Annotated in this window: 25 protein-coding genes; 17 read left to right on the top strand and 8 right to left on the bottom strand. The window is 47.2% G+C overall.

Annotated elements, in window-relative coordinates:
• The first annotated feature begins 15 nt into the window (after window positions 1-15).
• The 3 genes from P3C17_RS00660 to P3C17_RS00650 all read left to right on the top strand — a co-directional run bounded on the left by P3C17_RS00660 (window position 16) and on the right by P3C17_RS00650 (window position 1996).
• On the top strand, window positions 16-924 hold the full coding sequence (locus P3C17_RS00660) for a LysR family transcriptional regulator (protein WP_300927649.1): 909 nt from the start codon (window positions 16-18) through the stop codon (window positions 922-924).
• A 139-nt stretch (window positions 925-1063) separates the two neighbouring features.
• The gene (locus tag P3C17_RS00655) at window positions 1064-1483 is read left to right on the top strand and encodes a hypothetical protein (protein WP_300927648.1); all 420 of its coding nucleotides are present in this window, start codon (window positions 1064-1066) and stop codon (window positions 1481-1483) included.
• A gap of 36 nt (window positions 1484-1519) precedes the next feature.
• A complete protein-coding gene (locus P3C17_RS00650; protein ID WP_300927647.1) occupies window positions 1520-1996 on the top strand; it encodes a DUF4442 domain-containing protein in 477 nt (158 codons plus the stop codon).
• An 87-nt stretch (window positions 1997-2083) separates the two neighbouring features.
• Here P3C17_RS00650 and P3C17_RS00645 read toward each other — a convergent pair whose 3' ends face one another.
• Entirely contained in the window at window positions 2084-3097 is a 1014-nt protein-coding gene (locus P3C17_RS00645) for an aldo/keto reductase (RefSeq protein WP_300927646.1), read from the bottom strand.
• Window positions 3098-3290: 193 nt separating this feature from the next.
• Between P3C17_RS00645 and gmk the strand changes: the two genes are divergently transcribed.
• The 8 genes from gmk (at window position 3291) to P3C17_RS00605 (ending at window position 11136) form a co-directional block, all read left to right on the top strand.
• Window positions 3291-3923, top strand: coding sequence for a guanylate kinase (gmk, locus tag P3C17_RS00640; RefSeq protein ID WP_300927645.1), 633 nt, complete (start codon window positions 3291-3293; stop codon window positions 3921-3923).
• Window positions 3924-3971: 48 nt separating this feature from the next.
• A complete protein-coding gene (gene rpoZ, locus P3C17_RS00635; protein ID WP_008900729.1) occupies window positions 3972-4247 on the top strand; it encodes a DNA-directed RNA polymerase subunit omega in 276 nt (91 codons plus the stop codon).
• Between the two features lie 107 nt (window positions 4248-4354).
• Window positions 4355-6478, top strand: a complete 2124-nt coding sequence (gene spoT, locus P3C17_RS00630; RefSeq protein ID WP_300927644.1) for a bifunctional GTP diphosphokinase/guanosine-3',5'-bis pyrophosphate 3'-pyrophosphohydrolase — start codon at window positions 4355-4357, stop codon at window positions 6476-6478.
• A gap of 5 nt (window positions 6479-6483) precedes the next feature.
• Window positions 6484-6876, top strand: coding sequence for a RidA family protein (locus tag P3C17_RS00625; RefSeq protein WP_008900731.1), 393 nt, complete (start codon window positions 6484-6486; stop codon window positions 6874-6876).
• A 35-nt stretch (window positions 6877-6911) separates the two neighbouring features.
• Window positions 6912-7715: a transporter substrate-binding domain-containing protein gene (locus tag P3C17_RS00620; RefSeq protein ID WP_300927643.1), complete on the top strand. Its 804-nt coding sequence runs from the start codon at window positions 6912-6914 to the stop codon at window positions 7713-7715.
• Between the two features lie 93 nt (window positions 7716-7808).
• Entirely contained in the window at window positions 7809-9890 is a 2082-nt protein-coding gene (gene recG, locus P3C17_RS00615) for an ATP-dependent DNA helicase RecG (RefSeq protein WP_300927642.1), read from the top strand.
• A gap of 142 nt (window positions 9891-10032) precedes the next feature.
• Window positions 10033-10707 (top strand): hypothetical protein, encoded by a 675-nt coding sequence (locus tag P3C17_RS00610; protein ID WP_300927641.1) that lies wholly within the window; start codon window positions 10033-10035, stop codon window positions 10705-10707.
• Window positions 10708-10722: 15 nt separating this feature from the next.
• A complete protein-coding gene (locus tag P3C17_RS00605) occupies window positions 10723-11136 on the top strand; it encodes a VOC family protein (RefSeq protein ID WP_300927640.1) in 414 nt (137 codons plus the stop codon).
• Here P3C17_RS00605 and rarD read toward each other — a convergent pair.
• Together rarD and P3C17_RS00595 are read right to left on the bottom strand one after the other, a co-directional pair.
• Window positions 11121-12029, bottom strand: coding sequence for an EamA family transporter RarD (rarD, locus tag P3C17_RS00600; RefSeq protein WP_300927639.1), 909 nt, complete (start codon window positions 12027-12029; stop codon window positions 11121-11123). The two genes, P3C17_RS00605 and rarD, sit on opposite strands and share 16 nt — an antisense overlap.
• A gap of 133 nt (window positions 12030-12162) precedes the next feature.
• Window positions 12163-12615, bottom strand: a complete 453-nt coding sequence (locus P3C17_RS00595; protein ID WP_300927638.1) for a thioesterase family protein — start codon at window positions 12613-12615, stop codon at window positions 12163-12165.
• Between the two features lie 114 nt (window positions 12616-12729).
• Between P3C17_RS00595 and recQ the strand changes: the two genes are divergently transcribed.
• Window positions 12730-14544: a DNA helicase RecQ gene (recQ, locus tag P3C17_RS00590; protein ID WP_300927637.1), complete on the top strand. Its 1815-nt coding sequence runs from the start codon at window positions 12730-12732 to the stop codon at window positions 14542-14544.
• Window positions 14545-14632: 88 nt separating this feature from the next.
• The gene (locus P3C17_RS00585) at window positions 14633-14890 is read left to right on the top strand and encodes a hypothetical protein (protein ID WP_300927636.1); all 258 of its coding nucleotides are present in this window, start codon (window positions 14633-14635) and stop codon (window positions 14888-14890) included.
• 50 nt (window positions 14891-14940) lie between these two features.
• Here P3C17_RS00585 and P3C17_RS00580 read toward each other — a convergent pair whose 3' ends face one another.
• Complete coding sequence (locus tag P3C17_RS00580; protein ID WP_300927635.1) at window positions 14941-15249, bottom strand: cytochrome c; 309 nt, start codon at window positions 15247-15249, stop codon at window positions 14941-14943.
• Window positions 15250-15438: 189 nt separating this feature from the next.
• Here P3C17_RS00580 and P3C17_RS00575 point away from each other — a divergent pair, with 189 nt between their 5' ends.
• The 4 genes from P3C17_RS00575 to P3C17_RS00560 all read left to right on the top strand — a co-directional run bounded on the left by P3C17_RS00575 (window position 15439) and on the right by P3C17_RS00560 (window position 20800).
• Complete coding sequence (locus tag P3C17_RS00575; RefSeq protein ID WP_300927634.1) at window positions 15439-16887, top strand: protein adenylyltransferase SelO; 1449 nt, start codon at window positions 15439-15441, stop codon at window positions 16885-16887.
• 10 nt (window positions 16888-16897) lie between these two features.
• Window positions 16898-17209 carry a DUF3630 family protein gene (locus tag P3C17_RS00570; protein ID WP_300927633.1) on the top strand — a complete coding sequence of 104 codons (312 nt, stop codon included), beginning with the start codon at window positions 16898-16900 and terminating at the stop codon, window positions 17207-17209.
• A complete protein-coding gene (locus P3C17_RS00565) occupies window positions 17206-20088 on the top strand; it encodes an EAL domain-containing protein (RefSeq protein WP_300927632.1) in 2883 nt (960 codons plus the stop codon). Before P3C17_RS00570 ends, P3C17_RS00565 begins: the two co-directional genes overlap by 4 nt.
• A 127-nt stretch (window positions 20089-20215) precedes the next feature.
• On the top strand, window positions 20216-20800 hold the full coding sequence (locus P3C17_RS00560; protein WP_300927631.1) for a YkgJ family cysteine cluster protein: 585 nt from the start codon (window positions 20216-20218) through the stop codon (window positions 20798-20800).
• A 6-nt stretch (window positions 20801-20806) separates the two neighbouring features.
• On the opposite strand, the gene P3C17_RS00555 is transcribed toward P3C17_RS00560, so the two are convergent.
• From P3C17_RS00555 to P3C17_RS00540, 4 genes are all read right to left on the bottom strand, one after another.
• Window positions 20807-21595, bottom strand: coding sequence for a hypothetical protein (locus tag P3C17_RS00555; protein ID WP_300927630.1), 789 nt, complete (start codon window positions 21593-21595; stop codon window positions 20807-20809).
• Between the two features lie 111 nt (window positions 21596-21706).
• The gene (locus tag P3C17_RS00550; protein WP_300927629.1) at window positions 21707-22096 is read right to left on the bottom strand and encodes a hypothetical protein; all 390 of its coding nucleotides are present in this window, start codon (window positions 22094-22096) and stop codon (window positions 21707-21709) included.
• Between the two features lie 46 nt (window positions 22097-22142).
• Entirely contained in the window at window positions 22143-23546 is a 1404-nt protein-coding gene (locus tag P3C17_RS00545; RefSeq protein ID WP_300927628.1) for a sigma-54 dependent transcriptional regulator, read from the bottom strand.
• Window positions 23539-25434 (bottom strand): sensor histidine kinase, encoded by a 1896-nt coding sequence (locus P3C17_RS00540; protein WP_300927627.1) that lies wholly within the window; start codon window positions 25432-25434, stop codon window positions 23539-23541. The genes P3C17_RS00545 and P3C17_RS00540 overlap by 8 nt, the downstream gene beginning before the upstream one ends.
• Window positions 25435-25659: the final 225 nt, after the last annotated feature.

Raw genomic sequence — 25659 nt, 5'->3', positions numbered from 1 at the left:
CCAAAAGGCCGGTGAATGGACAAGTTCGATAGCTTAAAGCTGTATTGTAAAATCGTCGAATTGGGCAGTTTTACTCAGGCCGCCGGCGTATTACAAATCCCACGAGCTACTGCAACTTACGCCATGCAGCAGTTAGAGCAGCGCCTGAACAGTCGCCTGTTGGAACGCACCACCCGTCAGGTTAAACCCACTTTGGACGGTCAGGCGTTTTATCAGCGCTGTATTCGCATTTTGTCCGAATTAGACGACGCCGAAGCCAGCCTGAATACTGTTGCCGCCAACCCGGCTGGCTTATTACGTTTGGGTTTGCATGGAGTGCATGCAGCGCAAATTATTATTCCGGCTTTGCCACAATTCAGAGCACTGTATCCGAAGCTGGATATCGCCATCAGCACAGGTGACAGACTGGTAGATTTAGTTCGCGAAGGTATTGATCTGGTGGTGCGGATAGGTGTGCCCAAAGACTCCACTTTAGTGGGCAAAAAGCTGGCTGCTTTGCCACAGGTAGTCTGTGCCAGCCCTGCTTATCTGCAACAGCATGGTGTGCCTATGCAGCCGGAACAGCTGAGCCAGCATCAGGGGGTAGGCTTTTTCTCCAGTGATCACAATGTTAGCTACCCCTTTAGCTTTGTAATAGAAGGTGTAGAGCAGGATTTTCCGGCTAAAGGCTGGTTATCTGTCAATGACGCCGAATCATACACTGCCGCAGCTTTAGCGGGCTGTGGCATTATTCAGGTACCCAACTTTCGGATCAAACGCTATCTGGAGTCTGGCGATTTAGTGCAAATTCTAAGTCATCTGCAAAGCCCGGCTTTGCCTGTGCATGTGCTGTATCCGCAACATAACCAATTATCGCCACGGGTAAAGGTATTTGTTGAATGGGTCAGCGCTTTATATAAACAGAAATTTTCCACCGAAAAATAAGCAGCAAAGCAGACAAAACCGCCTATAGTTATTTAACCATTTATTAACAGGCGAGTTCAGGATGAAACCGCTTTTGTGTCTGTTGTTTTTGTGCAGTTTTACACTTCTGGCTCAACCCCAATGGCCGGAAGCCGATTGCGTGAAAGCAGCAAAAAAACTGCGGCAGTTGGAGCAAAAAATCAGTTCAGGGTACAGCCTCAAAGAAGCAGAACAATTAAGCCTGGAGCAACGCCTGCTGGAAAAACAGCTGGATCAGTTTTGCCAGAAACCAGTAACACCACAGATCAAACCAAAGAAAACCATCAAGGCTCCAACCACAACAGCCACACTGGATGATCTAGCCAAAGGCCCACAGCTATATGTCAGCTCAGTATCAGTCAAAGCACCTTATCAGGGCAAAAAACTACAGGCATGGCTGCAGTATTACACCGAACCTAAACAATGTTTTGGCGTACGTGACAGCAGGCAAATGGTCTGGTGTGTGGAGCAGCGCCAGCAAGCCAAAGCGAATTTTGAGCGACAATGGCAGCAAAAATTCGCACTATCGCAACCAGAATGATAAGCTCCGACCAGTTGAATTCTGGAGCATCCTTTTATGAACGCCTTAACTAAAGCCAACTTACAACTCTGGTGGTTTGGATTTCGTTATATTCCGCTGATTGGTTTTTGTAAGCCAAAAATTCTGGAATTAACAGACGCACGCACAGTGATCCGGATGCCGCATCATCGTCATACCAAAAACCATCTGGGCAGTATTTATTTTGGAGCTCTGGCTATAGGTGCCGATTTAGCCGGTGCTTTTTTAGTCTTTTACAAAGCACGACAGAAAAAGCTGAATATCCATTTTGCTTTTAAAGATGTGAAGGGGGAATTTTTAAAACGCCCTGAAGCAGCAGTGCATTTCATCAGCAACGACGGCGCTTTAATAGACCAGATGATCCAACAATCGCTGGATACGGGAGAGCGGATTAATCAGCCTGTTACTATTGATGTCACCTGCCCTTCGTTACATGGCGACGAACTGATGGCGAAATTCACCTTAACTTTGTCGGTGAAAGCCAAAAGCCGCTGATAGATCTTTGCTCTGGTGCATAAAGTAAAAATCCACAGTTTGTCTGTGGATTTTTAGCTTTAAGGAGCGACGCTCATCAAGCCCGAATTAGTCCTTAATGGGCAGAGGCGCATCGGGATGCACCAGGCCAAGCTGGCGCAGCTCACGCCAAAAATCTGCAGGCACTACCTCTTTTAACGCCGTGCTGTCTTCGATAATACGACCTGGTTTACTTGCTCCTGGGATCACAGCAGCCACTGCAGGGTTAGCCAAAACAAACTGTAAACCAGCAGCTTTCATACTGATGCCGTATCTGTCCGCCAACGCTTTAATATTTGCCACTTTGGTTAAGATGGCCTTCGAGGCCGGTGCATATTCAAAGTTCGGGCCGCCAACTAAAGCACCTGAGCTGTAAGGCCCACCGACTACTATACCCAAACCCCGTTCTGTGACTTTTGGCATCACCCGCTGCAAGGCCCTTTCATGGTCCAGTAAGGTGTAACGCCCAGCCAGTAAAAAACCATCAGGGCGAGGCTCTTCCAAATCCAGCAGCAGCTCTATAGGTTCGACTTTGTTGACGCCTAAACCCCAGGCTTTAATCACTCCTTCATCGCGCAGTTTATCCAGCACTTTAAAGGCACCTTTGCGGGCGCTTTCAAACATGCTGAGCCATTCATCACCAAAAAAATCCTGTGCAACATCATGCACCCAGACAATTTCTATATGATCGGTTTTTAACCGCTTCAGACTGTCTTCAATAGAGCGCATCGTTGCATCTGCTGAATAGTCGTTGACGATTTTATTTGGCCGGCCGTATTTAAACACGTCGCTTTTTTCACCTAAATCACGGGCACTGATATCTTCAACTTCATCCAGCACCAGCCGGCCCACTTTGGTGCTAATCACATAGTCCTGCCGCGGCTTGTCTGCCAGCGCATCGCCCATACGGATTTCTGCCAGACCTGCACCATAAAAGGGTGCATTATCAAAATAACGGATACCGTCATTCCAGGCCGCATCTACAGTAGCTCGTGCTTCCTGCTCAGGAATATCGCGGAACATATTGCCGAGCGGCGCCGTACCAAAACCAAGCTTGCCTGGAAGAATATCTATTAGTGCCATTTTTTGCTCCTTTGTCTTCGAACAGACTCAATCTCTATGAACAATTAAAATTCAATCCAGGCAGTATGCCAGCACAACTATGACCTATTGATGATAATAGTCAGGCAGGATCACAGTGAAAAAAACTATCAGCTGTTGGCAGCGCAGCAGTGATGCGGCTAAAATCGCCTTTTGATTGTAGAAGGTGGCAGGCATGCAGGACTTATTAGGTAACTTATTTATTATTTCAGCGCCAAGCGGGGCGGGAAAATCCACGCTGATTAATGCGCTGTTAAAGCAACATGCCGATATGCAGCTGAGTGTGTCTCATACCACCCGCTCTCCACGTCCGGGCGAAAGTAACGGCGTGCAGTATCATTTCACTGATATTCCAGCCTTTAAGCAGCTGATTGAACAAGAGCAGTTTATTGAATGGGCTGAAGTTTTTGGCAATTATTACGGCACATCCAAAGCCGCTCTGACCGATAAACTGGCGCAGGGGATAGATGTGTTTTTAGATATCGACTGGCAAGGTGCCCGCCAAATTAAACAGCAACTGCCTTTTGTCACCAGCATTTTTATTCTGCCGCCCAGTGTGGAAGCTTTAGAGCAACGGCTGAATCAGCGTGGCCAGGATAGTGCAGAAGTCATTGCAGGCCGCATGGCCAAAGCCCGCGATGAAATCAGTCATGCCGATGAATACGATTATTGGGTGGTGAATGATGATCTGGAGCTGGCGTTGCAGCAGTTCTCCGGCATTATTCAGACTCAACGCTTAAAGCAGCAGAAGCAGGCAATACGGCAACAGAAGTTAATTTCTGGCCTGTTGGCGAACGAAACGAAATAGAGTAGACTATGCGGTCTTTATTCAGACCCAGATTAACCGGAGTGGCAGATGGCTCGCGTAACAGTTGAAGATGCAGTAAATAAAATTGGTAACCGCTTTGATTTAATTCTGGTGGCCTCACGTCGTGCCCGTCAGTTAGCTGTTGAAGGCAAAGAGCCAATGGTTGACCCGGAAAACGATAAGTCTACTGTGGTTGCCTTACGTGAAATCGAAAAAGGTTTTATCACCAACGGTATTCTGGACCAGCAAGAACGTCGTGAACAGTTACAGCAAGAAGCGTCAGAAATGGCTGCTGTTGCTGCAATTATCGGTTCTGACGAATAATCTGAGCTGCACCCTCTGCCAACGGTATCCGGCCGTTGGCAATAACTCGAAATCCACGTATATTCAAAGGAACACGCCAAAGCGTTGTGCGTATTGGGGAGTTTCGGATGTATCTGTTTGAAGGCCTGAAAAATCAAATCAGTGCTTACCTGCCAGCTGAGCAGGTCGTTCTGGTGCAACAGGCTTATGTTGTCGCCCGCGACGCGCACGCGCCACAAATTCGCTCCAGCGGCGAACCTTATATTACTCATCCTGTTGCAGTTGCCAGTATTCTCGCCGAAATGCGGATGGATTACGAAACTTTAATGGCGGCGTTACTGCATGATGTGATTGAAGACACGCCTGTTAGCAAAGAAGATTTAACCCGTCTGTTTGGTGAAACGGTTGCCGAACTGGTGCAGGGTGTCAGTAAACTCGACAAAGTAAAATTTAAAGACATCAAAGAGTTCGAAGTTACCAACCTGCAAAAAATGTTTATGGCGATGACGCAGGATATCCGCGTCATTCTGATTAAACTGGCCGACCGCACTCATAATATGCGCACCATAGGTGCACTCAAACCAGAAAAGCGCCGTCGTATTGCCCGTGAAACGTTAGAACTCTACGCCCCAATTGCCAACCGTTTAGGTATTCACAATATTAAAAACGAGCTTGAAAACTGGGGCTTCCGCGCTTTATACCCAATGCGTTATCGCGCTTTGGAAACGGCAGTGAAGCAGGCCCGCGGCAATCGCAAAGAAATTATTGAACGCATTCAATCAGAAATCGAACAGCGTATTAAAGCAGCTGGTATTGAAGCTGAAGTCGCAGGCCGTGAAAAACATCTGTATAGCATTTATCGTAAGATGAAAAGCAAAGAGCTGATGTTTAACGATGTGATGGATATTTACGGTTTCCGTGTGCTGATTAACAGCATCGACAACTGCTATCGCGTTTTAGGCGTAGTGCATAACTTGTTTAAGCCTATTGAAAGCCGCTTTAAAGACTATATCGCCATTCCAAAACAAAACGGTTACCAGTCTTTGCACACCTCCCTGATTGGTCCACATGGTATTCCGGTGGAAATTCAGATGCGTACCCGTGAAATGGATGAAATGGCCGACAAAGGGATAGCGGCGCACTGGTCCTATAAAGGCGCTGGCGAAAACAAAAATACCACGGCGCAAATCCGTGCTCAGCGCTGGATGCAAAGCTTACTTGAGCTGCAACAAAGCTCGGGCAATACCTACGAATTTGTTGAAAACGTCAAATCTGAGCTCTATCCGGATGAGCTTTATGTGTTTAGCCCTAAAGGCCAGATTGTTGAATTACCTATAGGTGCCAATGCGGTCGATTTTGCCTACACAGTGCATACCGACATAGGTAACAGATGCGTCGGTGCCCGGGTGGATCGTAAACCTTATCCACTGAACAAACCTTTGGAAACTGGTCAGACGGTAGAAATCATTACCAGCCCTGGTGGTAAACCTAATGCCAACTGGCTGAACCATGTAGTCACCAGCCGTGCAATCTTAGGTATTCGTAACTACCTGAAGAAACAGCAATTGAGTGAAGCTGTAGGTTTGGGCCGCCGTCTACTGACCTCAGCTTTGGGTGACGTTAAACTGGAAAATATTCCACCAGAACGTATTGAGCAGGTACTGCAAAGCACCACGCAAAAATCGCTCGATGAACTGCTGGTTGAAATTGGCTTAGGTAATCAGCTGCCTATAGCAGTAGCACGGCGTTTAATGGGTGGTTTTGATTCTGGCGAAGAAGCTTTACCAGCAGAAAATCCGGCCAATCAAAAAACCAAAGCTTTTATTATTGGCTCTGAAGGTATGTTACTCACCTTCGCCAAATGTTGCCGCCCTATTCCGGGTGATGAAATTGCAGCCAACGCCACACCAGGCAAAGGCCTGAACGTACACAGAGTGGAATGCCGCAATATTCGTGGCTGGGAAAAAGAGCCGGGTAAATACTTCCCGGTGAAATGGGATAAAACCGGCGATAAACAGTTTTTATGTGATATCCGGGTCTTTATTGTTAACCAACCTGGTGTGTTGGCCAAACTAACGACAGTGATAGCCTCACAGGATTCCAATATTCAAGACTTGTCGACCGACGACAGAGACACAGGCGAATACGTGATTAAAATCACCTTGTCTGTGCGTGACCGTATTAATTTAGCCAACGTCATGCGCAAAATTCGTGTTCTGCCTGAAGTACTTAAAGTTTACAGAAGGAAATAATTTTTATGTCAAAAGTGATCATCAGTACAGATAAAGCCCCTGCCGCTATTGGTACCTACAGTCAGGCCGTCAAAATTGGCACCACTGTGTATTTATCTGGTCAGATCCCTTTAGTGCCAGAGACTATGCAAATGGTGTCTGAAAATTTCGCTGAACAAACCCAGCAGGTATTTGAGAACCTGGCTGCAGTTTGTCAGGCCGCTGGCGGCAGTTTAAATGATATGGTCAAAGTGAATATTTTCCTGACTGACTTATCCAACTTCGCGACCGTCAATGAAATCATGAGCAAACACTTCAGTGCCCCTTATCCGGCTCGAGCAGCGGTTCAGGTGAGTGCTTTACCTCGTGGCGCTCAGGTTGAGATTGATGGCGTGATGGAAGTCCCTTCCACTAACTAGAGCAAGCGCTGCTTCGGTCCTGTAAGGCGAACTGAGTGAATAAGATCCTGTGTTGTGTTTTGCTGTTGATACTACCCCGTATTACGGCTGCTGCAGAGACACCAGTGCTCACCTGGTGTCTGGATCATTTTTCGCGTTTTCATGCCTATGAAACAGGTAAAGCTCCGTACGGCCCTTCTGTAGATTTAATGCAGGAACTGGCTAAACGCGCCGGGTTCAGGTTGCAATTCAGTCCTAAAACGCCCTCCGCCCGCTGCCTCCGCCAAATGCAAACTGGCGAGGCGGATTTAATGAGTAATCTGAATTTCACTGAAGAGCGTGCTGAATTTATTTATCTGATGCCCTATAACGAACGCATTCCGGAATCCCTGTATTTAAAAGCTGGCGATCACCGACAGATCCGCCAGTTCAATCAGTTAGAGTCTTTAACTTTAGCCACGGTGCGTAATTACACTTATCACCCCAGCCTGATGCAACTGATCAAAAGCTCTAAACGCCATGTTGAAATTGACAGTATAGAAACAGGCTTTGAAATGCTGCTGCGCGATAGGGTGGACGGTTTGATAGTGCCCACGCAAAGCTCTTTGGATGTCATAGCAGACCGACCTGAACTGCATTATCAGTTTAAAAAAGCTCATGTGGATTTCTCTGTGGTAGAAAAGCGTTTTATCAACATTGGTTTATCGAAAAAGAGCCAGCATTTGGCGCTGAAAGGCCGCATCGAAAAAGCTATAGAATCCATGATAAAAGACGGCACGGTAAAAAAACTATACGCTTTTGATCCACTCAAACATGGCCCAACTTACCTGGCTGGCTCACAACCCGAACAGCAAAAGTAGCCCTGAAACATAGCTAAAACAGTTCTGTGGCTATGCCTCCTGTCAATCACAGGTTAAACTGTCTGTTATCAGCCACTTAGCTTGGTCTTTCTTTTGACAGTAACAGCACTGGATAGCATCTCAATCAGCCAGTTGAAAGGTGTTGGCGCCAAAGTCAGTGAACTGCTGCATAAACTGGGCATTCAAAGCGTGCAGGATTTGTTGTTTCATCTGCCATTACGTTACGAAGATCGTACCCGCCTTTATCCCATCGCCGACTTATGGCCACAACAAACTGCGACAGTGCAAGGCGAAGTGATCAGCAGCGAAATTACCTTCGGTAAAAGACGCAGCTGGCTGGTGTCCATCCGCGATGGTTCAGGCCACTTAACTTTACGCTTTTTCCACTTTAACGCAGCACAAAAAAATGCCGTCACGCCTGGTGTCACCTTAAGGGTATTTGGTGAAGTAAAAAGGGGCATGCGTGGTTTTGAAATGATGCATCCGGAATACAAAGTATTAAAAGACGGCTTTGATCAGGATGTGGCTGAAACCCTGACCCCCGTTTACCCAAGCACCGAAGGTTTAAAACAAAACAGCTGGCGTAATTTAACTGACGCCGCTTTGCAATTACTGCAGCGCAGCAGTCCGACCGAATACTTAGCACCAGTACTCGACCAAAACAGCTGGTCTTTGTCTGATGCGCTGTTTTATCTGCACAGGCCACCACCAGATGCATCCTTGCAACTGCTGGAACAAGGCCAACATCCGGCACAGCAGCGGCTTATTTTTGAAGAATTGGTCGCGCAGCAACTGTCGATGCTGCAATTACGTCAGCAATGCCGGGGGCAACAAAGTCGCAGCTTTGTGGTCGAAGAAACTCAGAACCAAGAGTTTTTAGCGGCCTTACCTTTTGCTCCAACTGGCGCGCAGCAGCGGGTGATCCATGAAATCCGTCATGATTTAGCGCAGACCGAACCCATGTTACGTTTAGTACAAGGCGATGTAGGCTCTGGTAAAACCTTGGTTGCGGCGTTATCGGCTTTAACTGTGTTAAGCCGTGGAGCTCAGGTGGCGTTGATGGCGCCAACAGAACTTTTAGCAGAACAGCACGCCAATACCTTTAGAGCCTGGCTGGAGCCTTTGGGGTATCAGATTGCCTGGCTGGCAGGTAAAGCCTCTGCCAAACAAAAACAGCTGCAACTGGCAGCCATTCAAACTGGCGAAGCCAAAATGGTGATCGGCACTCATGCCTTGTTTCAGCAGCAGGTGCAGTTTCAACAACTAGCCTTAGTGATTATCGACGAGCAGCACAGATTTGGTGTGCACCAACGGTTGGAACTACGCGAAAAAGGCGCCGATACTGGCTTTTATCCACATCAACTGGTGATGACAGCCACACCTATACCCCGCACTTTAGCCATGACAGCCTATGCCGATTTAGATACCTCTGTGATTGACGAATTACCGCCAGGTCGAACTCCGGTCACCACTGTGGTATTGCCAGACAGTCGCCGTGGTGAAGTCACTGAGCGGGTGCGTCAGGTGGTGCAGAATCAGGGCCGGCAAGCCTATTGGGTTTGCACTTTGATTGAAGAGTCAGAGCAGCTGCAATGCCAGGCGGCAGAAATGACAGCGGTCGAACTGACTGCCGCTTTACCGGATTTGCGGATAGGTTTAGTGCATGGCCGCTTAAAAGCTGCAGAAAAACAACAAGTGATGGCGGCTTTTAAAGCCGGTGAACTGGATTTATTAGTCGCCACTACTGTGATTGAAGTTGGAGTTGATGTGCCTAACGCCAGTTTAATGATTATTGAAAACCCGGAACGCTTGGGTTTGGCTCAGTTGCATCAGTTGCGTGGCCGGGTTGGTCGTGGCAGTGCAGTATCTCATTGTGTGCTTTTGTATCACGCGCCCTTGTCGCCAACGGCTCAGGCTCGTTTAGCTGTGCTCAGGGAAAGCAATGATGGTTTTGTGATAGCGCAACGTGATTTGGAAATTAGAGGCCCGGGTGAACTGCTTGGCACCAAACAAACAGGCCAGATCAGCTACCGCATTGCGGATTTAAGCCGGGATGCGCAGCTCATTCCGGCGGCGCAACAAACCGCTGCGCTGCTCTGGCAGCAATACAACCAAAACTGCCCTCCTTTAATTCGCCGCTGGTTAGGTTTTAAAGAGATCTACGCTCAAGCCTGACATTTTTATGACAATTTTCTACTTTGGGTTACAGAAACAGCTGATTTGTGTCGCCTATACTTAGGATGCTAAATAATCAGGATGAATACTTTGAGCATAGGGACAACAGCTATTTGACGAAACCTCACAGAAGGAAACCAAAATGCGGCTATCCGGCGCAATCATCATGCTTGCTTTAGCGACGATTTTCACTCTCCAAGCGAAGCAACTCGTCAGCATTAAAGCATTTCAACAAGTAGATCCTTATCAGGTGACCTCCACAGCAGTCAGGCAGTGGGACAGTTCATTAAGCTTTGGTCCATGGCATACAACAAACCCAAGTAAAAATCCCGTCTCTGGTTTTGGTTTAGCGCTGTTAGGATTACCCTCAGATCCTCAACTATCAGCCTACCAGTTAACCATTACAGATGGTCAGCAGTGGCAATATCTGGAATGTGTGGATCGTAGTCAATTAACAACAATGGCTCGCTGGCCCGCACAATCAAACAGAGGGCAGAAACCTGCCATGGCTTGTGGCATTAAAGGAATAGCAGATTTAACTTTCTACCTGAACCCTGAGTGGGACAATCAATTTGTAGGCTATAGTCAGTTATCAGACCGTTCGATCAAAATTCGCTCACTGCATATTCTGGCAGAAACCGCTTACCCAACACTGGCCCCTGCAGGCTACTTGCTGACCGATGAACAAGGAGCCATAGCGCAGGTTGAAGTGTTAGAAAACGGCAGGGTTTGGCTCAGACCGGGTTTAACGGCCCAAACCCAGCTTGAACTGGCGGCTCGTATAGCAGCTCTGTTAATGTTCCATCCACAAGGCTGATGAAATGAAGCAACAATGTTCCGAATAATTCAGATTGACCATGTGGTATTGCGGGTGAAAAACCTGCAACTGATGCTGGAGTTTTATCAGCAAGTGCTGGGTTGTGGCTTAGAGCGCGAAGAAACCGATTTAGGTTTGTATCAATTAAAGGCAGGCACTAGCCTGATTGATCTGGTGCCAGTGGATCAGCCTTTGGGGCAACAAGGTGGCAAAGCACCGGGCCTCGAAGGGCACAATATGGACCATTTGTGTTTACGTATTGAGCCTTTTGAACCCAAAGCTTTGCAGCAGCACTTTCAAAGTAAAGGCGTAACAGCAGGCCCGGTGGAGTCACGTTATGGCGCTGAAGGTCAGGGCCCGTCGATTTATATTCAGGACCCTGAAGGCAACACAGTCGAAATTAAAGGTCCGCCCTATTCCATCACCTGAACTGCTGGCTTCTTCCGTAACGCCAAATAAGCATCCAGTGAATAAACTATCAGCGCCAACCAGATAAAACCAAAGGTCACCAGCTTTGCTGTGGTTAAGGTTTCGTTGTACAACCAGACCCCAAATACAAACATAAAACTAGGGCCTATATACTGGAAAAAGCCCATGGTCGATAACTGTAAGCGTTTTGCACCAGCAATAAAAAACAGCAAAGGCACCGTAGTGACAAAACCTGCAGCCATCAGCCACAGATTTAAACTCCAGCTGTTTTGGCTGAAATCAGCTGCGCTGCTGTCAGCAAACTGCCACCAGTAATACAAAGCTAAAGGTAATAACAACAAGGATTCAACAAAAAGCCCAGTGATGGCATCAATTGCCAGCTTTTTGCGAAACAGGCCATAGAGGGCAAAAGTACAAGCTAAGGTGAGCGCTATCCAGGGTACGGAGCCAAAAGTAACCAACTGGATCAGCACCCCAGTAGCCGCCAGCGATAAAGCAAGCCACTGAAATTTACGTAACCGTTCACCGAGAAAAAACATACCCAGCAGCACATTCAGCAAGGGGTTGATGTAATAACCTAAACTGGCATCCAGCATATGATGATTATTCACAGCCCAGATAAACAGACCCCAGTTACCACCTAAAATCAGCGACGTACCTAACAAAGCCAATACCATTTTAGGCTGGGCTAAAATTTGCTGCACTTTGTTCCATTGCTGCATTGCAAACACAATCAGCACCAACAATACAAAAGACCAGACGACTCTGTGGATCAGAATTTCCTGCGCTGGCACAAAATCAATTTGTTTAAAATAAAGCGGAGCTATACCCCACAAGGTATAAGCACTGGCGGCAAAGGCGCCACCTATTTTTTGCGCCGGACTTAAAGACATATCTACCACTCTTGCTGAGGAATACAGATATTGAGGAAGGCCGGTATTGTACTGGATAAGAGATCCTCAGGCGATGTTCTGAAGACCAATCTGGCGCAATATCAGATAAATCTGGCTGAAAGCTGTTTTAGTTTTACCCTACCAGATAGGTGCCTGTGCCCAAAGCTATATGAATACCTTGCTCGTTATGCAGCTCCATGCGGCAAACACAAACCTTATTACCAGTGCGGATCACCTGAGCTGTAGCAATAAACTGCTGACCACGGCCTGGTCTTAAGTAATCGGTACGAATATCTATAGTGCTCATTTTACCGAGTTTTTCCGCCAGTTCAGCGTCTGCTATATCACCGAACCGGCTTAAGGCACTGGACACTGCCATTAAGCCACCGACCACATCAAGCACTGAGGCAATGACACCGCCATGTAAAATTTGCTGCACCGGATTACCCACCAGTTGGCCTGCCCAGTCAAAACGCACTTCAGCTTGTTGTTCATCAAAACGCGTCACTTTTAAACCCAACAATCTGTTAAAAGGCATCTGGTCAAAGGTATTAGCGATAAAAGGCAGTAACTGATCGGCGTGCATAAGGTTCTCAATGTGACTGGTAAGAGCAGTAAGGAATTTACCCCAGTACAGCCAATGACACAATGCCCAAGACAGTTCCGCTGCTTTTGATTACAATGCGCCAGATTTTTCATAATGCAGCCTTGTCCTTTGCCACAGATATTGTTCGACACCTTAAAACAAGCTTTTGGTTACAGCCAGTTCCGTCATGGACAACTGGAGGTGATCCAGGCTTGCCTGAGCGGTCAGGACACTTTTGTGTTAATGCCAACAGGTGGCGGAAAATCGCTGTGTTATCAGTTACCTGCTCTGCTACTGCCTTATGTCACCGTGGTCGTTTCGCCTTTAATGTCGCTGATGAAAGATCAGGTCGACGCGTTACAGGCCAACGGTATTGCCGCTGAGTTTATAAACAGCAGCCAAAGCAGAGAAGAAATTCAGGATGTGATCCGCCGTTTACGTAACCAGCAGCTGAAGCTGTTGTATCTGGCTCCAGAGCGTTTGTTGCAACCGGACTTTATGTCGCGCCTGGCGGAAGTGGGTGTCAGTTTGTTTGCCATAGACGAAGCACACTGTATCTCGCAGTGGGGTCACGACTTCAGGCCGCATTACACTGAACTGGCGCAGCTCAAGCAGTATTTTCCGCATGTGCCTATGATGGCGCTGACAGCCACAGCCGATCCGGCCACGCAAAAAGACATCAGCCGCCAGCTGAATTTACAACAACCTTATGTCTCTGTCGGCAGCTTTGACCGGCCTAACATCCGCTACACAGTGCAGGAAAAATTCCGTCCGCTGGAACAGGTGGTCAATTACCTGAAGCTGCAGGAACAACAAAGCGGCATTATTTATTGCGCCTCCCGCCGCAAAGTCGACGAGCTGACCGAACAGCTGGCGGGCAAAGGCTTTCAGGTGGCGGCTTATCACGCAGGCTTAACTAACGAGCAACGCAACTCGGTACAGGAAGCCTTTAAAAAAGACCAAATTCAGTTGATTATCGCTACTGTGGCTTTTGGTATGGGCGTGAACAAATCCAATATACGTTTTGTCATCCACTTTGAACTGCCGCGCACCATAGAAGCTTATTATCAGGAAACAGGCCGCGCTGGCCGTGACGGTGTGCCCGCTGAAGCTTTGATGCTGGTCGACCCTGCCGATATAGCCCGGATGCGCAGCTGGATAGAAAAAGACGAAAATAACAGCAGAACCGAAGTCGCTTTGCAGCGTTTTAACCAAATGGCAGCTTTTGCCCAGGCGCAAACCTGCCGGCGTTTAGTGCTGCTGAACTATTTTGGTGAATCCAGTCAGAAACCTTGTGGCAACTGCGATATCTGTATCGACCCGCCGAAACAGTTTGATGCCACTGAGCTGGCACGAAAAGCTTTGTCCTGTGTGTACAGAGTGAATCAAAGTTTTGGTATGAACCATGTTATTGACGTATTGCGCGGCAGCCAAACCAGCCGTATACATGAGCTGGGTCACGATAAACTGTCCACCTTTGCCATAGGCAAAGATCAGTCTCACGATTATTGGCTGAGTATTTTGCGCCAGTTAGTGCATTGTGGTTTGTTGCAGCAGGATATCAGCCAGCACTCGGTATTAAAGCTACAAGAAGCTGCCCGCGCTGTACTCAGGGCAGAACAAAGTCTGCAACTGGCTGTGCCACGTCTGGTGCAAACCAAGGCCAGCAGCAGTAGCAAAACCACAGCGCCACAGAACTATGACCGTAAACTGTTCGCCCGCTTAAAAGTACTGCGTAAAGCCATAGCAGAACGCGACGACGTGCCGCCTTTTGTAGTGTTCTCAGACGCTACGCTGATAGAAATGGCACAAGCCTGCCCCACCAATAGCGTGGAGTTTTTAGCCATCAGCGGTGTAGGCCAAACCAAACTGGGCCGCTATGGCGCAGATTTCCTTGATTTAATCAGTGATTATTTAGCCGGCGATTAACGTTACATTGACACAAAAAAGCATTCAGATTAACCTGTCGCCTCAATTACAGCTTTAGACCCATCACCAATTAGCAAAGGAAAAGCTTATGCAAAGACATGGATTTGGTTTTATTGCCATTCTGGCCAGTGCAGCATTAATGACTGGTTGCAGTAGCTACGATAAGCATCAGGCTGCTCAATCTTTTCTGGATGGTATGGGAAATAGCGTTGAAGCCAGAGAAAAACAAGCAGAACAGCAGCATCGGAAACCGGATTCTTCTTTGCTGCCAGATGTGGTCAACGGCGTTTTAAATGTGGGTTTGCAGTGGCTGGTTTCCTCAGAAGAGCCCGCAGATAAAAACTGATTTTCCACATCTGGCGGCAGCTCCAGCGGCCGCCCTGTTACAACCCATACCTATTTATTCGCAGGCAAAGCCGCAAAATAGGCCGCTAAATCCAGAATATCCGCATCAGACAAACCTGCCGCCATAGGCGACATCACCGCATGTTTACGCTGACCATCACGGTAAGCTTTAATAGAGCTCTCCAGATACTTCACTTTTTGCCCTGCTAAGTTCGGGTAATCCGGAATAACAGACACCCCTTCTGCACCATGGCAAGCAGCGCAGACCGCAGCTTTGGTTTTTCCAGCGACAGGGTCTTGTGCCATAGCTGGTAAAGAGAACCCGACTAAAACTAATACTATCAACGGCATAAATCGCATTATTGTTATTCTCCCTGAATATGGACTTTGAGTTTATTTTTTTAGATCTTTTGTCCATTAAAGACCTAAGCACTTGTTTATACAAGTCAGAGCGCAAAATACATCCAAAGTGTAGCCTCAACACCAGAAAGCGCTTGAGCTAAGCAGATACAGCAACCACAATAGGCCATCGCAGTTTTGGGATTGGTTATGTCACTTATTTTAAGTTCCACTTATGCCACGCATTTGCCTGATTTAGTCAGCGCTGTCGCTGTGACTCCATTTGCAGAGCCCAAACTTTTAGCCTTTAGTGCTGATACTGCAGCTTTGTTGCAACTCCCCACCGCGTTTTGTAGCCAAACAGATGCCGCTGACTACTTAAGTGGTAAAAAGCTGTTTGTCGGCAGCAAACCAGTAGCGCAAAAGTACGCAGGCCACCAGTTTGGTCAATACAACCCTGAACTAGGCGATGGTCGTGGTTTGCTGTTGGGGGATCTTCAGGGCCGCGATGGCATGCGTTACGATTTACATTTAAAAGGCGCGGGCCGCACCCCTTATTCACGTTTTGGTGATGGCCGTGCGGTATTACGCTCCAGCATACGTGAGTTTTTAGCCTCCGAAGCTATGCATCATCTGGGTATTCCTACCAGCAGAGCTCTAAGTCTGGTCGGCAGCACCGAGCCTGTGCAACGCGAAACTATAGAACAAGGGGCTATGGTCATACGGGTTTGCCCAAGCCATATCCGTTTTGGTCACTTTGAACACTGTTTTTACACTGGCGATAAGAACCAGCTACAACGGCTGGTCGATTTTACAGTGCAGCAGCATTTCCCCGACTGCCTGAATGCCGCAAATCCTGCTTTGGCTATGTTGCAACAAGTCGTAGTACGTACAGCAGAGCTGATCAGCCAGTGGCAAGCCGTGGGTTTTAACCATGGCGTGATGAACACAGACAATATGTCGATTTTAGGCCTGAGTTTTGATTACGGCCCTTATGCTTTTTTAGATGATTATCAGCCGGGTTATATCTGCAATCATTCAGATCACAGTGGCCGTTATGCCTTTGATGAACAACCAGGTATAGGCTTGTGGAACCTTAATGCACTGGCACATGCATTATCCCCTTTGATTGAAGTCGAAGACTTACGCTCGGCACTTGGCTTGTATGAACCAACCTTGGTGGATCACTACATGACATTGATGGGCAAAAAAATCGGTCTTAGTACACAACAGCAATCAGACCGCGCCTTAATAGGCCAATGGCTGGCGTTATTGCAGCAACAGCAGCAGGACTACAGTTTAAGTTTCCGCCGTCTGGCAGATTTTTCTGATGACGCAACAGGCTCTTCTGTTCGTGATCATATGTTGGATGTCGCCGCTTTTGATCAATGGGCTGAATTGTATCGTGCTCGTCTGATGCTGGAGCCAGACACACTGGTTGAACGTAAAAACCTGATGAATAGCATCAACCCATTGTATATATTGAGAAACTACTTAGCTCAACAAGCCATTGAAGCTGCAGAACAAGGGAATACAGCACCTTTACATGAACTGATGCAGGTACTGCAGAATCCTTATCAGCCACAAGCAGGCAAAGAAGCTTTTGCTGCCCCGCCACCAGATTGGGGCAAAGGAATGGATATCTCCTGCAGCAGTTAACGGAAGCCTTATGAACCAAAGTGCTATAAACAGTTTTATTGTCCAAGTTGAGCCAAAACAGCTGCTGCTGACTCCTTTATGGCCGATGCGGTTTGAACAAGTGCAGCAGTGCAAGCTATGGTTTGCACAAAGCTCAATCAAAATTGGCACTTTATCTTACGGTGCAGACAGGGTAGAGCTGGGGTTAAGTTTCGCTAATGAAGCTTTTACTTTTTGTTATGAAGACTACAGCGAAAGTTTTTGGGTGACGGCTGACAGTTCGGGCAGCGCTATGTTACTGTCAGAATTAGCAAAAGAATTCAGTACTTTGAGGATCGGATGAAGGTAAAACTGCAGCATGTATTAAAGCTATGGTGGCTGATGCTGCTGATGTTTTGCAGCAATGTTTTTGCTTTTCATGCTCAGGTGAATCACTTTGATAAACAGCTTAGCCGTCAGGAATTAGGGCCTTCGCTGTATTTTCAACAAAGCCACAAAGCCTTGCCGCTGGAAGAGCTGATCTTTGATCCTGAACGGCATCATGCCTTTCGTCTGGTGACCGAATACAAAAAGTCGCTGCAAAGTCCAGATCAGTCTTTGTGGTTATTTGCTCGCTTACACTACAAAGGCCAGACCCCTATTCAGACTGTGCTGCATTATGACTTTCCGCTGGCCGATTTGGTGAAGGTGTATAGCTACAACAGGGAAAAAAATGATCTGCAGCTGTTAAGCAGCACTGGTGCTTCGGTGCCTTTTTATCAGCGCGCTCTGGCGTATCGAAGTTTCGCATTTCCAATCAACTTTGAACCAGGCCAGGAACTTGACCTCTTTATTAAAGTGCAGGATGCAGCAGTAGCCCCAGTGCAACTGACCTTATGGCAACACAACAACTTTGTATTGGACCAGCTGTATAAAAACATTCTGGATGGCCTGCTATGTGGTGTTTTATTGCTGATGGCGATCTACAACCTGTTTTTGTTTTTTTCAGTGCAACAGCGGCTCTATTTGTATTATTCAGGCTTTTTTATCAACTGCGCTCTGGTGCTGGCTATTTTAAATGGTCTGGCCTTTGCGATGCTTTGGCCCGACTATCCGGAAATTAATCAGGCTATTTTGTATGTGGCCGCTGGTGCAACCTACACTTGTCTAACGCTGTTTAGCTGGCATGTCCGCAAACAACAAGGCGGAATACTGGGGCGTTTTGGCTTTTATTTGTGTTTAATCAGCGCCTTGTTATTGCTGTTCAGCCCACTGTACGCCAATAACCAATTACGATTCTGGGGCTTATTGGTGGTCACCACTTTATGTTTAGGTGTAAACACCCTGTTTGCCTTGATGCACGCCATTAAAGGCGACCGCACCGCCAAAACTTTTGCCTTAGGCTGGGCATTTTTCTTTGGTTGCATCGTTGTGCTGGCTTTATCGCAAATTGGTTATTTACCAACGGCTCAGGCCTGGCAATACCTGTTATTGATGGCAGTGATGGGCAGCATGGCGCTGATGAGCTTCAGCTTGCTGCAAAATATCAAAGGCACTCAACAACAAAGTCAGGATCATCAGCGCCTTGCTCACTCCCATTTGCAGCAGTATTACGATATTTATCACAATGCTGTTGAAGGTATGTTTACCAGCACTTTGCAGGGCCAATTAATTACAGCGAATCAGGCATTACTGACTATGCTGGGTTATCAAAATTTGCAGCAAATGCAGCAGGATGTGGCGAAATCCAGTATGGCGCGGTATTACGCCAATCCGGAAGACAGAGTGCAGATGCTGAAACAACTGCAGTTGGGTGACAATAAGAATTTTGAAATCAGAGGTTTACGCTCCGACGGCTCAGCATTTTGGGCTTTAATGTCGGCCAGGCTGGCAGAAGGAGACGGCGTGCAAAGTGCTTATGTGCATGGTTCTATAGTCGATATCACAGCCCATAAACAAAATACCGAACAGCTGGCTTATCTGGCCACACACGACCCGCTGACGTCTTTGTACAACCGGCATTATTTTATTGAGCAGCTGGAACTGGCGTTGCGATCTGAGCACAAGGCCACTTTGCTTTATCTGGATATAGACCAGTTTAAACTGATCAATACCACCTGCGACCACAGAGCAGGTGATGCCTTGTTATGCCAAATCAGTAATCAAATGCAAAGAGTGCTGGATAACAGAGGTATTTTAGCCCGGCTGGAAAGTGACGAATTTGTGGTGTTGCTGCCCGATCTGAGCAGCAATGAGGCTTTTGCTATTGCCCGTCAGTTGTTGGACACAGTCAAAGAGTTTCGTTTTATCTGGCAGGACAGCGTATTCAGTATCAGCGTAAGTATTGGTCTGGCGGAAAATTCAGACGGCAATAAAAGTACTGAACATTGGTTAAAACAAGCAGACTCCGCCTGTTTTGTCGCAAAAGAAAAAGGCCGCAACCGTATTCATATGTTTAATGCCGATGATGAAGAGCTGCAACGGCATCAGTCTGAAATTCAGTGGTTAAAAACCTTACGTCAGGCACTGGAACAAGATAATTTTGTGCTCTTTATGCAGCCTATAGCAGCAATACAGCAGACTCAGCCGGGTTTGCATTATGAGCTGTTATTGCGTTTATCTTTGCCGGATCAGGGGCTGATAGCACCGGGCAGCTTCTTAAGCTCAGCAGAACGTTATGGTCTGATGCCGCAAATAGACCGTTGGGTGATCCGCAACTACTTCCGTTGGCTGGCACAACAACCTGCTCATCTGGCAGAACTGAGTTTAGCCAATATCAATTTATCCGGCGCTTCATTAACAGATCCGTTATTTAAAGCTTATGTCGCCTCGTTGTTTCGTGAATACCGAATTCCTTTTGCCAAGGTGTGTTTTGAAATCACTGAAAGCATGGCGATTTTAAATGTGCATCAGACGCTGGATTTTATCTCCCATTTCCGCACTTTAGGCTGTAAGTTTGCTTTGGATGACTTTGGCAGTGGTTTTTCTTCTTATGGTTATCTGAAAAACTTCCCGGTCGACTTTGTCAAAATCGACGGTAGTTTTGTCCGTGACTTACTGATCGACCCATTTGATTGCGCCATAGTGCAGTCTATTCACGATATAGCCAGGGCTATGAAAATCCAAACCGTAGCCGAATACGTTGAAAACATGGAGATTTGTCACAAGCTGACAGAGATGGGAATCGACTTCGCTCAAGGCTACGGCATAGCCAAACCCCGCCCTCTTTATCAACAGGAATAACACCAGCAACCGTCCCCATTTTCAGCAACCAAAGTATATTTTTTGCGCCCTATTGCTGAGTCTCAATCGCTGTCATTACAATAGCGCCCCGCCCCAGATGGGGTTTTGCTGTTTGTTCGGAGAACCTATGCAGCAGCTGCGCGACACAGCCTCGACGTTAATGATCCTCAATGACGAAATTGCTCAAACTTATAGTGGTTACCAGAACGATCGTAAGCTGTTTTGCCGCACCGGATGTGGTGAATGTTGTCTGCATCCGGGCATTGAAGCCTCAGTGCTTGAAATGCTGCCTTTAGCACTTTATTTGCACGAACAAGGCACAGCAGAAAGCACCCTCGAAGCCATACAACAACACGAGCAGGAGAGCTGTTTTTTTTATCAGGCCTCTTCAGAGGATCGTAAAAGCGGTCACTGTAGTATTTATGCCTACAGACCTGCAGTGTGCCGTATGTTTGGTGCAGCAGGTTACCGTGGTCGTGAAGGTGAAATCTTACTGTCGATTTGCAAAGTGATACGCGCAGATGAACCCGCAGCTGTGGTGGCGGCAGAACTCAGTCTGACGATTGAAGTTCCACCTATGATGATGAACCACAAAGCCCAAATTGCTCAGTTGGACTACGAACTCAGTAAGCAGAATATGCCAATTAAAGAAGCTGCCGCTGCGGCTCTGGAAAAAGTGCTGACTAAAGCTTATTACGCTTCTTTTGGTTGATAGCCCCTAGCTTTTCACCGGGGCTGGAGTTTTCTCTGTAACAGCTGCTTTATCAGCTTTTTTCACGGCCTTTTCTGTAGTCTTGAGCTGGGCTTTTTCATCCAGCTCTTTATTCAATACCGGAATTAAAGCCGCCACATTGGCATGTGGAATAAGCTTGACCTGGTCCTGATGATAAATCCATAAGTAGCTAACGCTGCGGGTAATAATCTGCACTTCATTCAACTGCCGAATTTCTTCGCCACCAGGTTGAATGGGATAAATCAGGCTAAGTTGATATTGCTCTGTTTGATGCGTTTTAATTGCCTGAGCTATCTCTGGTACCTGCTTACTACTGGCAAAAAACAGATAACAAACAAAAGCGAGAAATCCCCAGACCCAATTCGGTAACCATGAAGTTGAATGGTAATACCTATCTATCCACGCGGCATACCGCAAGTATTTGTTCCTGCACTTGCGTTCAAACCAGATCGCAACAGCTACAGAAAAAATGCCTATGATTAAATCCAATATGGTTTTGGGATGAGAAATAGCGGCCAGTAAAAAATCGGTCAGTTCCAGATAAGGCAAAGCATAAAACTGAAACTCATCCAGCAAGGAAATAGTAAAAATCAATCCCATCACACTGGCGACTAAATAACCGAAGGTTAAAGCTAAACTTGGGTGTTTCAGAAAAAAGCGGCTCAGGTTTTTTAGTTCAGTATCAACCTGTTGGTCCATTTGCTGGCCATAACGGGGGCTGATAATTTCAGCAGACAAGCTCGCGTCGTCAGTTGCCTGTTTTAACTCTTCCATGGTCAGTTCTGCTTTACATTAAAGTGACATGACTTTAAAGCAGCATGGATCACAGAGCAATAACAAATTACCGTTAAGCTTTTGCTCTGTATTGGGTTTCTGGGGCAAGGATTAAAGGCGCTGCAAAAATTGTTTGGCGTAGCTTAACGCTGTATCTGTGTGGCTAAAATGTTGGGGTTTATGTGAGTGCTGGTATTTCATTTCCAGCAATTGTTGCTGAACTGTATTCAAACCGACAAAACAGCGCAGCACACAGCCATGTTGATCTTCCCAGGCGCTAAAGGCTGTCATCTCACTGATAGCATCAGGTGTTGCCAGCTCCCAACCTTGCATATCCATAACCCTGGCCCATTTTTTACCGGCAAAGCCTTGTACCTGTGCTTTCAGATCCTCAATAAGTTGTTCTGAACCCTCTTTGTTCCAGGCCCCCTGAATTTCACACAATAAAACTTCGCCTTGAGGTGTGACGCTGAATTTACCATGGGCAATAAAATCGGTCATAGCTGGTACTCCTTTTGGCTAACTACTTCAGTATAGACAGGATGGGTTAGTCATCACCCAAATCTGTCAGGCCGTAACGCTCAATTTTTTTCAGTAAGCCCTGACGGGAAATACCCAAAACACGTGAGGCCTGACTCTTATTGCCTTTATGTTGGGCCATGGCCTGCTGAATTAAACGGATCTCCAATGCTTTGACCTGTTCATCCAGACTACTTAAATCCGATCCTGGCAAGAGTTCGCTGGCTGTTGGCGTGCTTTGATGCTCCAGATGCAGCAACTGAATATCTGCGACCCGGATCACCCCTTGTTGAGCTATAGCAGCGACACTTTCCAGCGTATTCTTTAATTCACGCACATTACCTGGCCAGTGTTTTTGCAAAAACCAGCTGATAGCCGCCGATTCCAATTGCAGTTTCTGGCCATACTGCTGGCTAAGTTGCTCCAGAAAAAACTGGATCAGCAAAGGAATATCTTCCCGCCTCTCATCTAAGGCCACTGTTTCGATAGTCACGCCTTTGATGCGGTAATACAGATCTTCACGAAACTTACCTTGTTTGACTAAATCCGGCAGATTGGCGTTGGTGGCCGACACTAAGCGGATATCAATTCTTTGCTGCTCACGCCCGCCGACAGGATAAAAAGTGCCCTCTTGCAGTACCCGCAGTAATTTCACCTGCATGGCCAACGGCATCTCACCAATTTCATCCAGAAATAAGGTGCCGCCATCCGCTAATTTTAATAAACCCTGCCGGTCTTTATCTGCACCGGTAAAAGCCCCTTTGACATAACCAAACAGCTCACTTTCCAGCAGTTCAGCCGGAATAGCGCCACAATGAACTGAGACAAAAGCTTTGCCAGAGCGTGGACTTAGCTCATGCAAAGCCCGTGAAATCACTTCTTTACCTGTGCCGGATGGCCCTGTCACCAGCACCCGCACTTCAGTGGGCGCTATACGCTGCACTAAGGTTCGAACTGTTTCCATATGTCGCGAATGACCAGCCAACTTCGGCAAAAAACTATGCTGCTGCAAACCTTGTTTTAACTGACTCAGCTCTTTTTCCAGCTGATGTTTAGTGATAGCCCGTTTCACCACTACAGCCAATAATTCCGGATCTATGGGTTTGGCAATAAAGTCCCACGCGCCCTGGGCTATAGCCTGCAACGCCAGCTCCCGCTCGGCATGCCCGGTTAAAATAATGACTGGTCTGCTGGAGAATTCTGGCACAGCAGCCAGCGTATGGGCGGGGTCAAACGCAGGAGGTAACGCCAAGTCCAATAAAATTAAGTCGGCATCAAACTGCTGCAATTTACTGCGGGTTTCTTCCAGATTAGCGGCTCCTGCCACCTGATAACCTTGTTGCTGTAAAAAACGTTCGGCTAATAAACGAAAGGCCGGTTCATCATCCACTATTAAAATGCGCGCCGGGTTTGGCGTTGTTGCGCTAAACATGAGGAATATCCTTCGGAAACAAAAGTTCAAAACTGACAGGCCAACCCAAATCAGTACGGAAACTGATCTGGCCCTGATGGGCATCCATAATACGTTTCACTATGGCCAAACCTAAACCACTGCCACCGCTACGTTTGCTGATAAAAGGCCGGAATAACTGTTCAGTGGTTAAACTGGCATCCAGGGCAGGGCCATTGTTATGCACTCTAAGCTGAATTTGCTCGCTGGTCTGTGTCACTTCAATCAGCAAAGATGCATTGGCCTGGTTACGTAAGAAAGCATTGGCGTTATCGAATAAATTTAAAAACACCTGCTGCACTCTGTGCTGATCGGCCCGCAGCATCAGGCCTGCTGGTACTTTCAGTTCCAGCTTTACCTGCTGCCAGTCAAACTGCTGCAACAAACTTTGCAACAGAGGTTCCAGTTCCATCTGACTGTATTGCAGCTGCAACCGGCCTGAGTACACCAACATATCGGAAATCAGCCGGTCGGCTCTTTTCAGTTGCTGCTGAATATGACCACGCAACTCAGCATCCACGCCAGCAGAGGCCATCGAAATAATATTCAGCGGGTTGCGCAATTCATGTGCCATAGAAGCGGCCAAAGCGCCCATCTCCACCAGATGTTGTTGCGACAACTGCTGTTTTTCAGCTTCAGCCAATTGCAACGATTGCGCCAGCAACTCACAGCAGCTGCCAAGCAAAGAGCCAAAGACTTCGGCCATTAAACGTATGCCAGGCGTCATATCGTCCCAGCCCAATAACTGCACTTGCCACTGGCCTTGCTGATTGTAACAGCGAATTTGTAGCTGGCTTTTATCAGCAACTCCATCCGTAAGGCGTCCTGCGGTCGCTGTGGGTAATTCCACCTGCACTTTTTGTTTTAGCGCTGCAGATAAGAGTTCAGAGGATTTTTCACACAATTGAACCCAGTTCTGACAGTGACCCAGTTGCTGACGCCAGAAGTTGATCAGCGCCGGATCCAAAGTGGATCCAGGGTAAATTAACCGCTCAGCTAGTTTAGCCACAGGCCGGTAACAGGCTGCGGTTAGCAACAACACCAGACTGGAATACAACCACAATTGCCAGCCAGGTACACTCGCCAGCGCCTGCATGCCCAACTGACCAAAGATAGAGCTGACCAGCGCCATCAATAACAGCAATAACAAGGACATCACCAGCCAGAGTAAGGCCCTGTTGGCCAGCGCATTTACCGCCAGCATCTGATAACGCACCACGCCATAGACCAACAACACCGGATAGCTGGGCAGCAACAACATAGGATAAGGAAACCAGTCCAGCCCAAAGGAAGGGAACACAACCGGAGTCGCCAGCAATAAACCCCAGCCACCGGCTAAAAACATCGCCACTATTGAACGTTTTTTATTGCCCTGGTGATAACGCCAGCCGTACCACAATACGGCATGAGCTAATACACCCAGAACCACTGTATAGAGCAGATTTAAAAAACCGTAGGAGTGAAAAACAAAAACCTGACCCAAAGCAACACTGTGCAGCACATCACCGGCATCAAGGCTCCAGCTCAGCAGCACAACCAGAGCGGTCAGAAAATACAACCAGCCAATATGGCGACGAGCCCAGCCCAGCCAAGGGGCTTTTACCTGATCCTGCTCGACAAAACGCAACGCAAAATGCAGAAAAAAGGTCGGCATCAAGGGATTGGCCAATAATAAATAGCGGCCTAACTGCGGCTCATTATGTAATACAAAAATGTGCCCCAGACACCAGAGCGCCATCATGGCACCAAAGCCTGCAAGGCCTGCCAGCGTGCGTTGATAACGCGAATGCCACCATAACCAACCCGACATCAGCGCAGCACAAGCACTGGTGACTAACATCATCAGCTCAAAAGCTAAAATCAAATCCACAGTTTTCCGTCAACTTAGTTGTCACCACTTCTATTTAAAAGCGTAAACCAAGTTAACAACCCCTGCAAACATTAAATTTTATTCATTTAAAATCATTATGTTATAAAAATAATAAATTATGGCCTGATTCTGGCACTACAAAGCTAAGCAGCCTGATTGCTGTATAACTTGTCAACAAAGAGAACACTATGCCTGACCTGTCTATTTTTGCGGCCGAATTGCTGA

This window comes from Rheinheimera sp. 1928-s (genome assembly GCF_029269265.1).
In the GTDB taxonomy this organism is placed as follows: domain Bacteria; phylum Pseudomonadota; class Gammaproteobacteria; order Enterobacterales; family Alteromonadaceae; genus Pararheinheimera.
The sequence above is the reverse complement of the archived record's forward strand: the minus strand, read 5'-3'. Positions and strand labels throughout refer to the sequence as shown.

What these genes read in the sequence shown, in the direction of transcription:
- P3C17_RS00660 (WP_300927649.1), top strand. Translation starts at nt 16, where the DNA reads ATGGACAAGTTCGATAGCTTAAAGCTGTATTGTAAAATCGTCGAATTG.
- P3C17_RS00650 (WP_300927647.1), top strand. Translation starts at nt 1,520, where the DNA reads ATGAACGCCTTAACTAAAGCCAACTTACAACTCTGGTGGTTTGGATTT.
- P3C17_RS00645 (WP_300927646.1), bottom strand. Translation starts at nt 3,097, where the DNA reads ATGGCACTAATAGATATTCTTCCAGGCAAGCTTGGTTTTGGTACGGCG.
- gmk (WP_300927645.1), top strand. Translation starts at nt 3,291, where the DNA reads ATGCAGGACTTATTAGGTAACTTATTTATTATTTCAGCGCCAAGCGGG.
- rpoZ (WP_008900729.1), top strand. Translation starts at nt 3,972, where the DNA reads ATGGCTCGCGTAACAGTTGAAGATGCAGTAAATAAAATTGGTAACCGC.
- spoT (WP_300927644.1), top strand. Translation starts at nt 4,355, where the DNA reads ATGTATCTGTTTGAAGGCCTGAAAAATCAAATCAGTGCTTACCTGCCA.
- P3C17_RS00625 (WP_008900731.1), top strand. Translation starts at nt 6,484, where the DNA reads ATGTCAAAAGTGATCATCAGTACAGATAAAGCCCCTGCCGCTATTGGT.
- P3C17_RS00610 (WP_300927641.1), top strand. Translation starts at nt 10,033, where the DNA reads ATGCGGCTATCCGGCGCAATCATCATGCTTGCTTTAGCGACGATTTTC.
- P3C17_RS00605 (WP_300927640.1), top strand. Translation starts at nt 10,723, where the DNA reads ATGTTCCGAATAATTCAGATTGACCATGTGGTATTGCGGGTGAAAAAC.
- rarD (WP_300927639.1), bottom strand. Translation starts at nt 12,029, where the DNA reads ATGTCTTTAAGTCCGGCGCAAAAAATAGGTGGCGCCTTTGCCGCCAGT.
- P3C17_RS00595 (WP_300927638.1), bottom strand. Translation starts at nt 12,615, where the DNA reads ATGCACGCCGATCAGTTACTGCCTTTTATCGCTAATACCTTTGACCAG.
- recQ (WP_300927637.1), top strand. Translation starts at nt 12,730, where the DNA reads ATGCAGCCTTGTCCTTTGCCACAGATATTGTTCGACACCTTAAAACAA.
- P3C17_RS00585 (WP_300927636.1), top strand. Translation starts at nt 14,633, where the DNA reads ATGCAAAGACATGGATTTGGTTTTATTGCCATTCTGGCCAGTGCAGCA.
- P3C17_RS00580 (WP_300927635.1), bottom strand. Translation starts at nt 15,249, where the DNA reads ATGCGATTTATGCCGTTGATAGTATTAGTTTTAGTCGGGTTCTCTTTA.
- P3C17_RS00575 (WP_300927634.1), top strand. Translation starts at nt 15,439, where the DNA reads ATGTCACTTATTTTAAGTTCCACTTATGCCACGCATTTGCCTGATTTA.
- P3C17_RS00570 (WP_300927633.1), top strand. Translation starts at nt 16,898, where the DNA reads ATGAACCAAAGTGCTATAAACAGTTTTATTGTCCAAGTTGAGCCAAAA.
- P3C17_RS00565 (WP_300927632.1), top strand. Translation starts at nt 17,206, where the DNA reads ATGAAGGTAAAACTGCAGCATGTATTAAAGCTATGGTGGCTGATGCTG.
- P3C17_RS00560 (WP_300927631.1), top strand. Translation starts at nt 20,216, where the DNA reads ATGCAGCAGCTGCGCGACACAGCCTCGACGTTAATGATCCTCAATGAC.
- P3C17_RS00555 (WP_300927630.1), bottom strand. Translation starts at nt 21,595, where the DNA reads ATGGAAGAGTTAAAACAGGCAACTGACGACGCGAGCTTGTCTGCTGAA.
- P3C17_RS00550 (WP_300927629.1), bottom strand. Translation starts at nt 22,096, where the DNA reads ATGACCGATTTTATTGCCCATGGTAAATTCAGCGTCACACCTCAAGGC.
- P3C17_RS00545 (WP_300927628.1), bottom strand. Translation starts at nt 23,546, where the DNA reads ATGTTTAGCGCAACAACGCCAAACCCGGCGCGCATTTTAATAGTGGAT.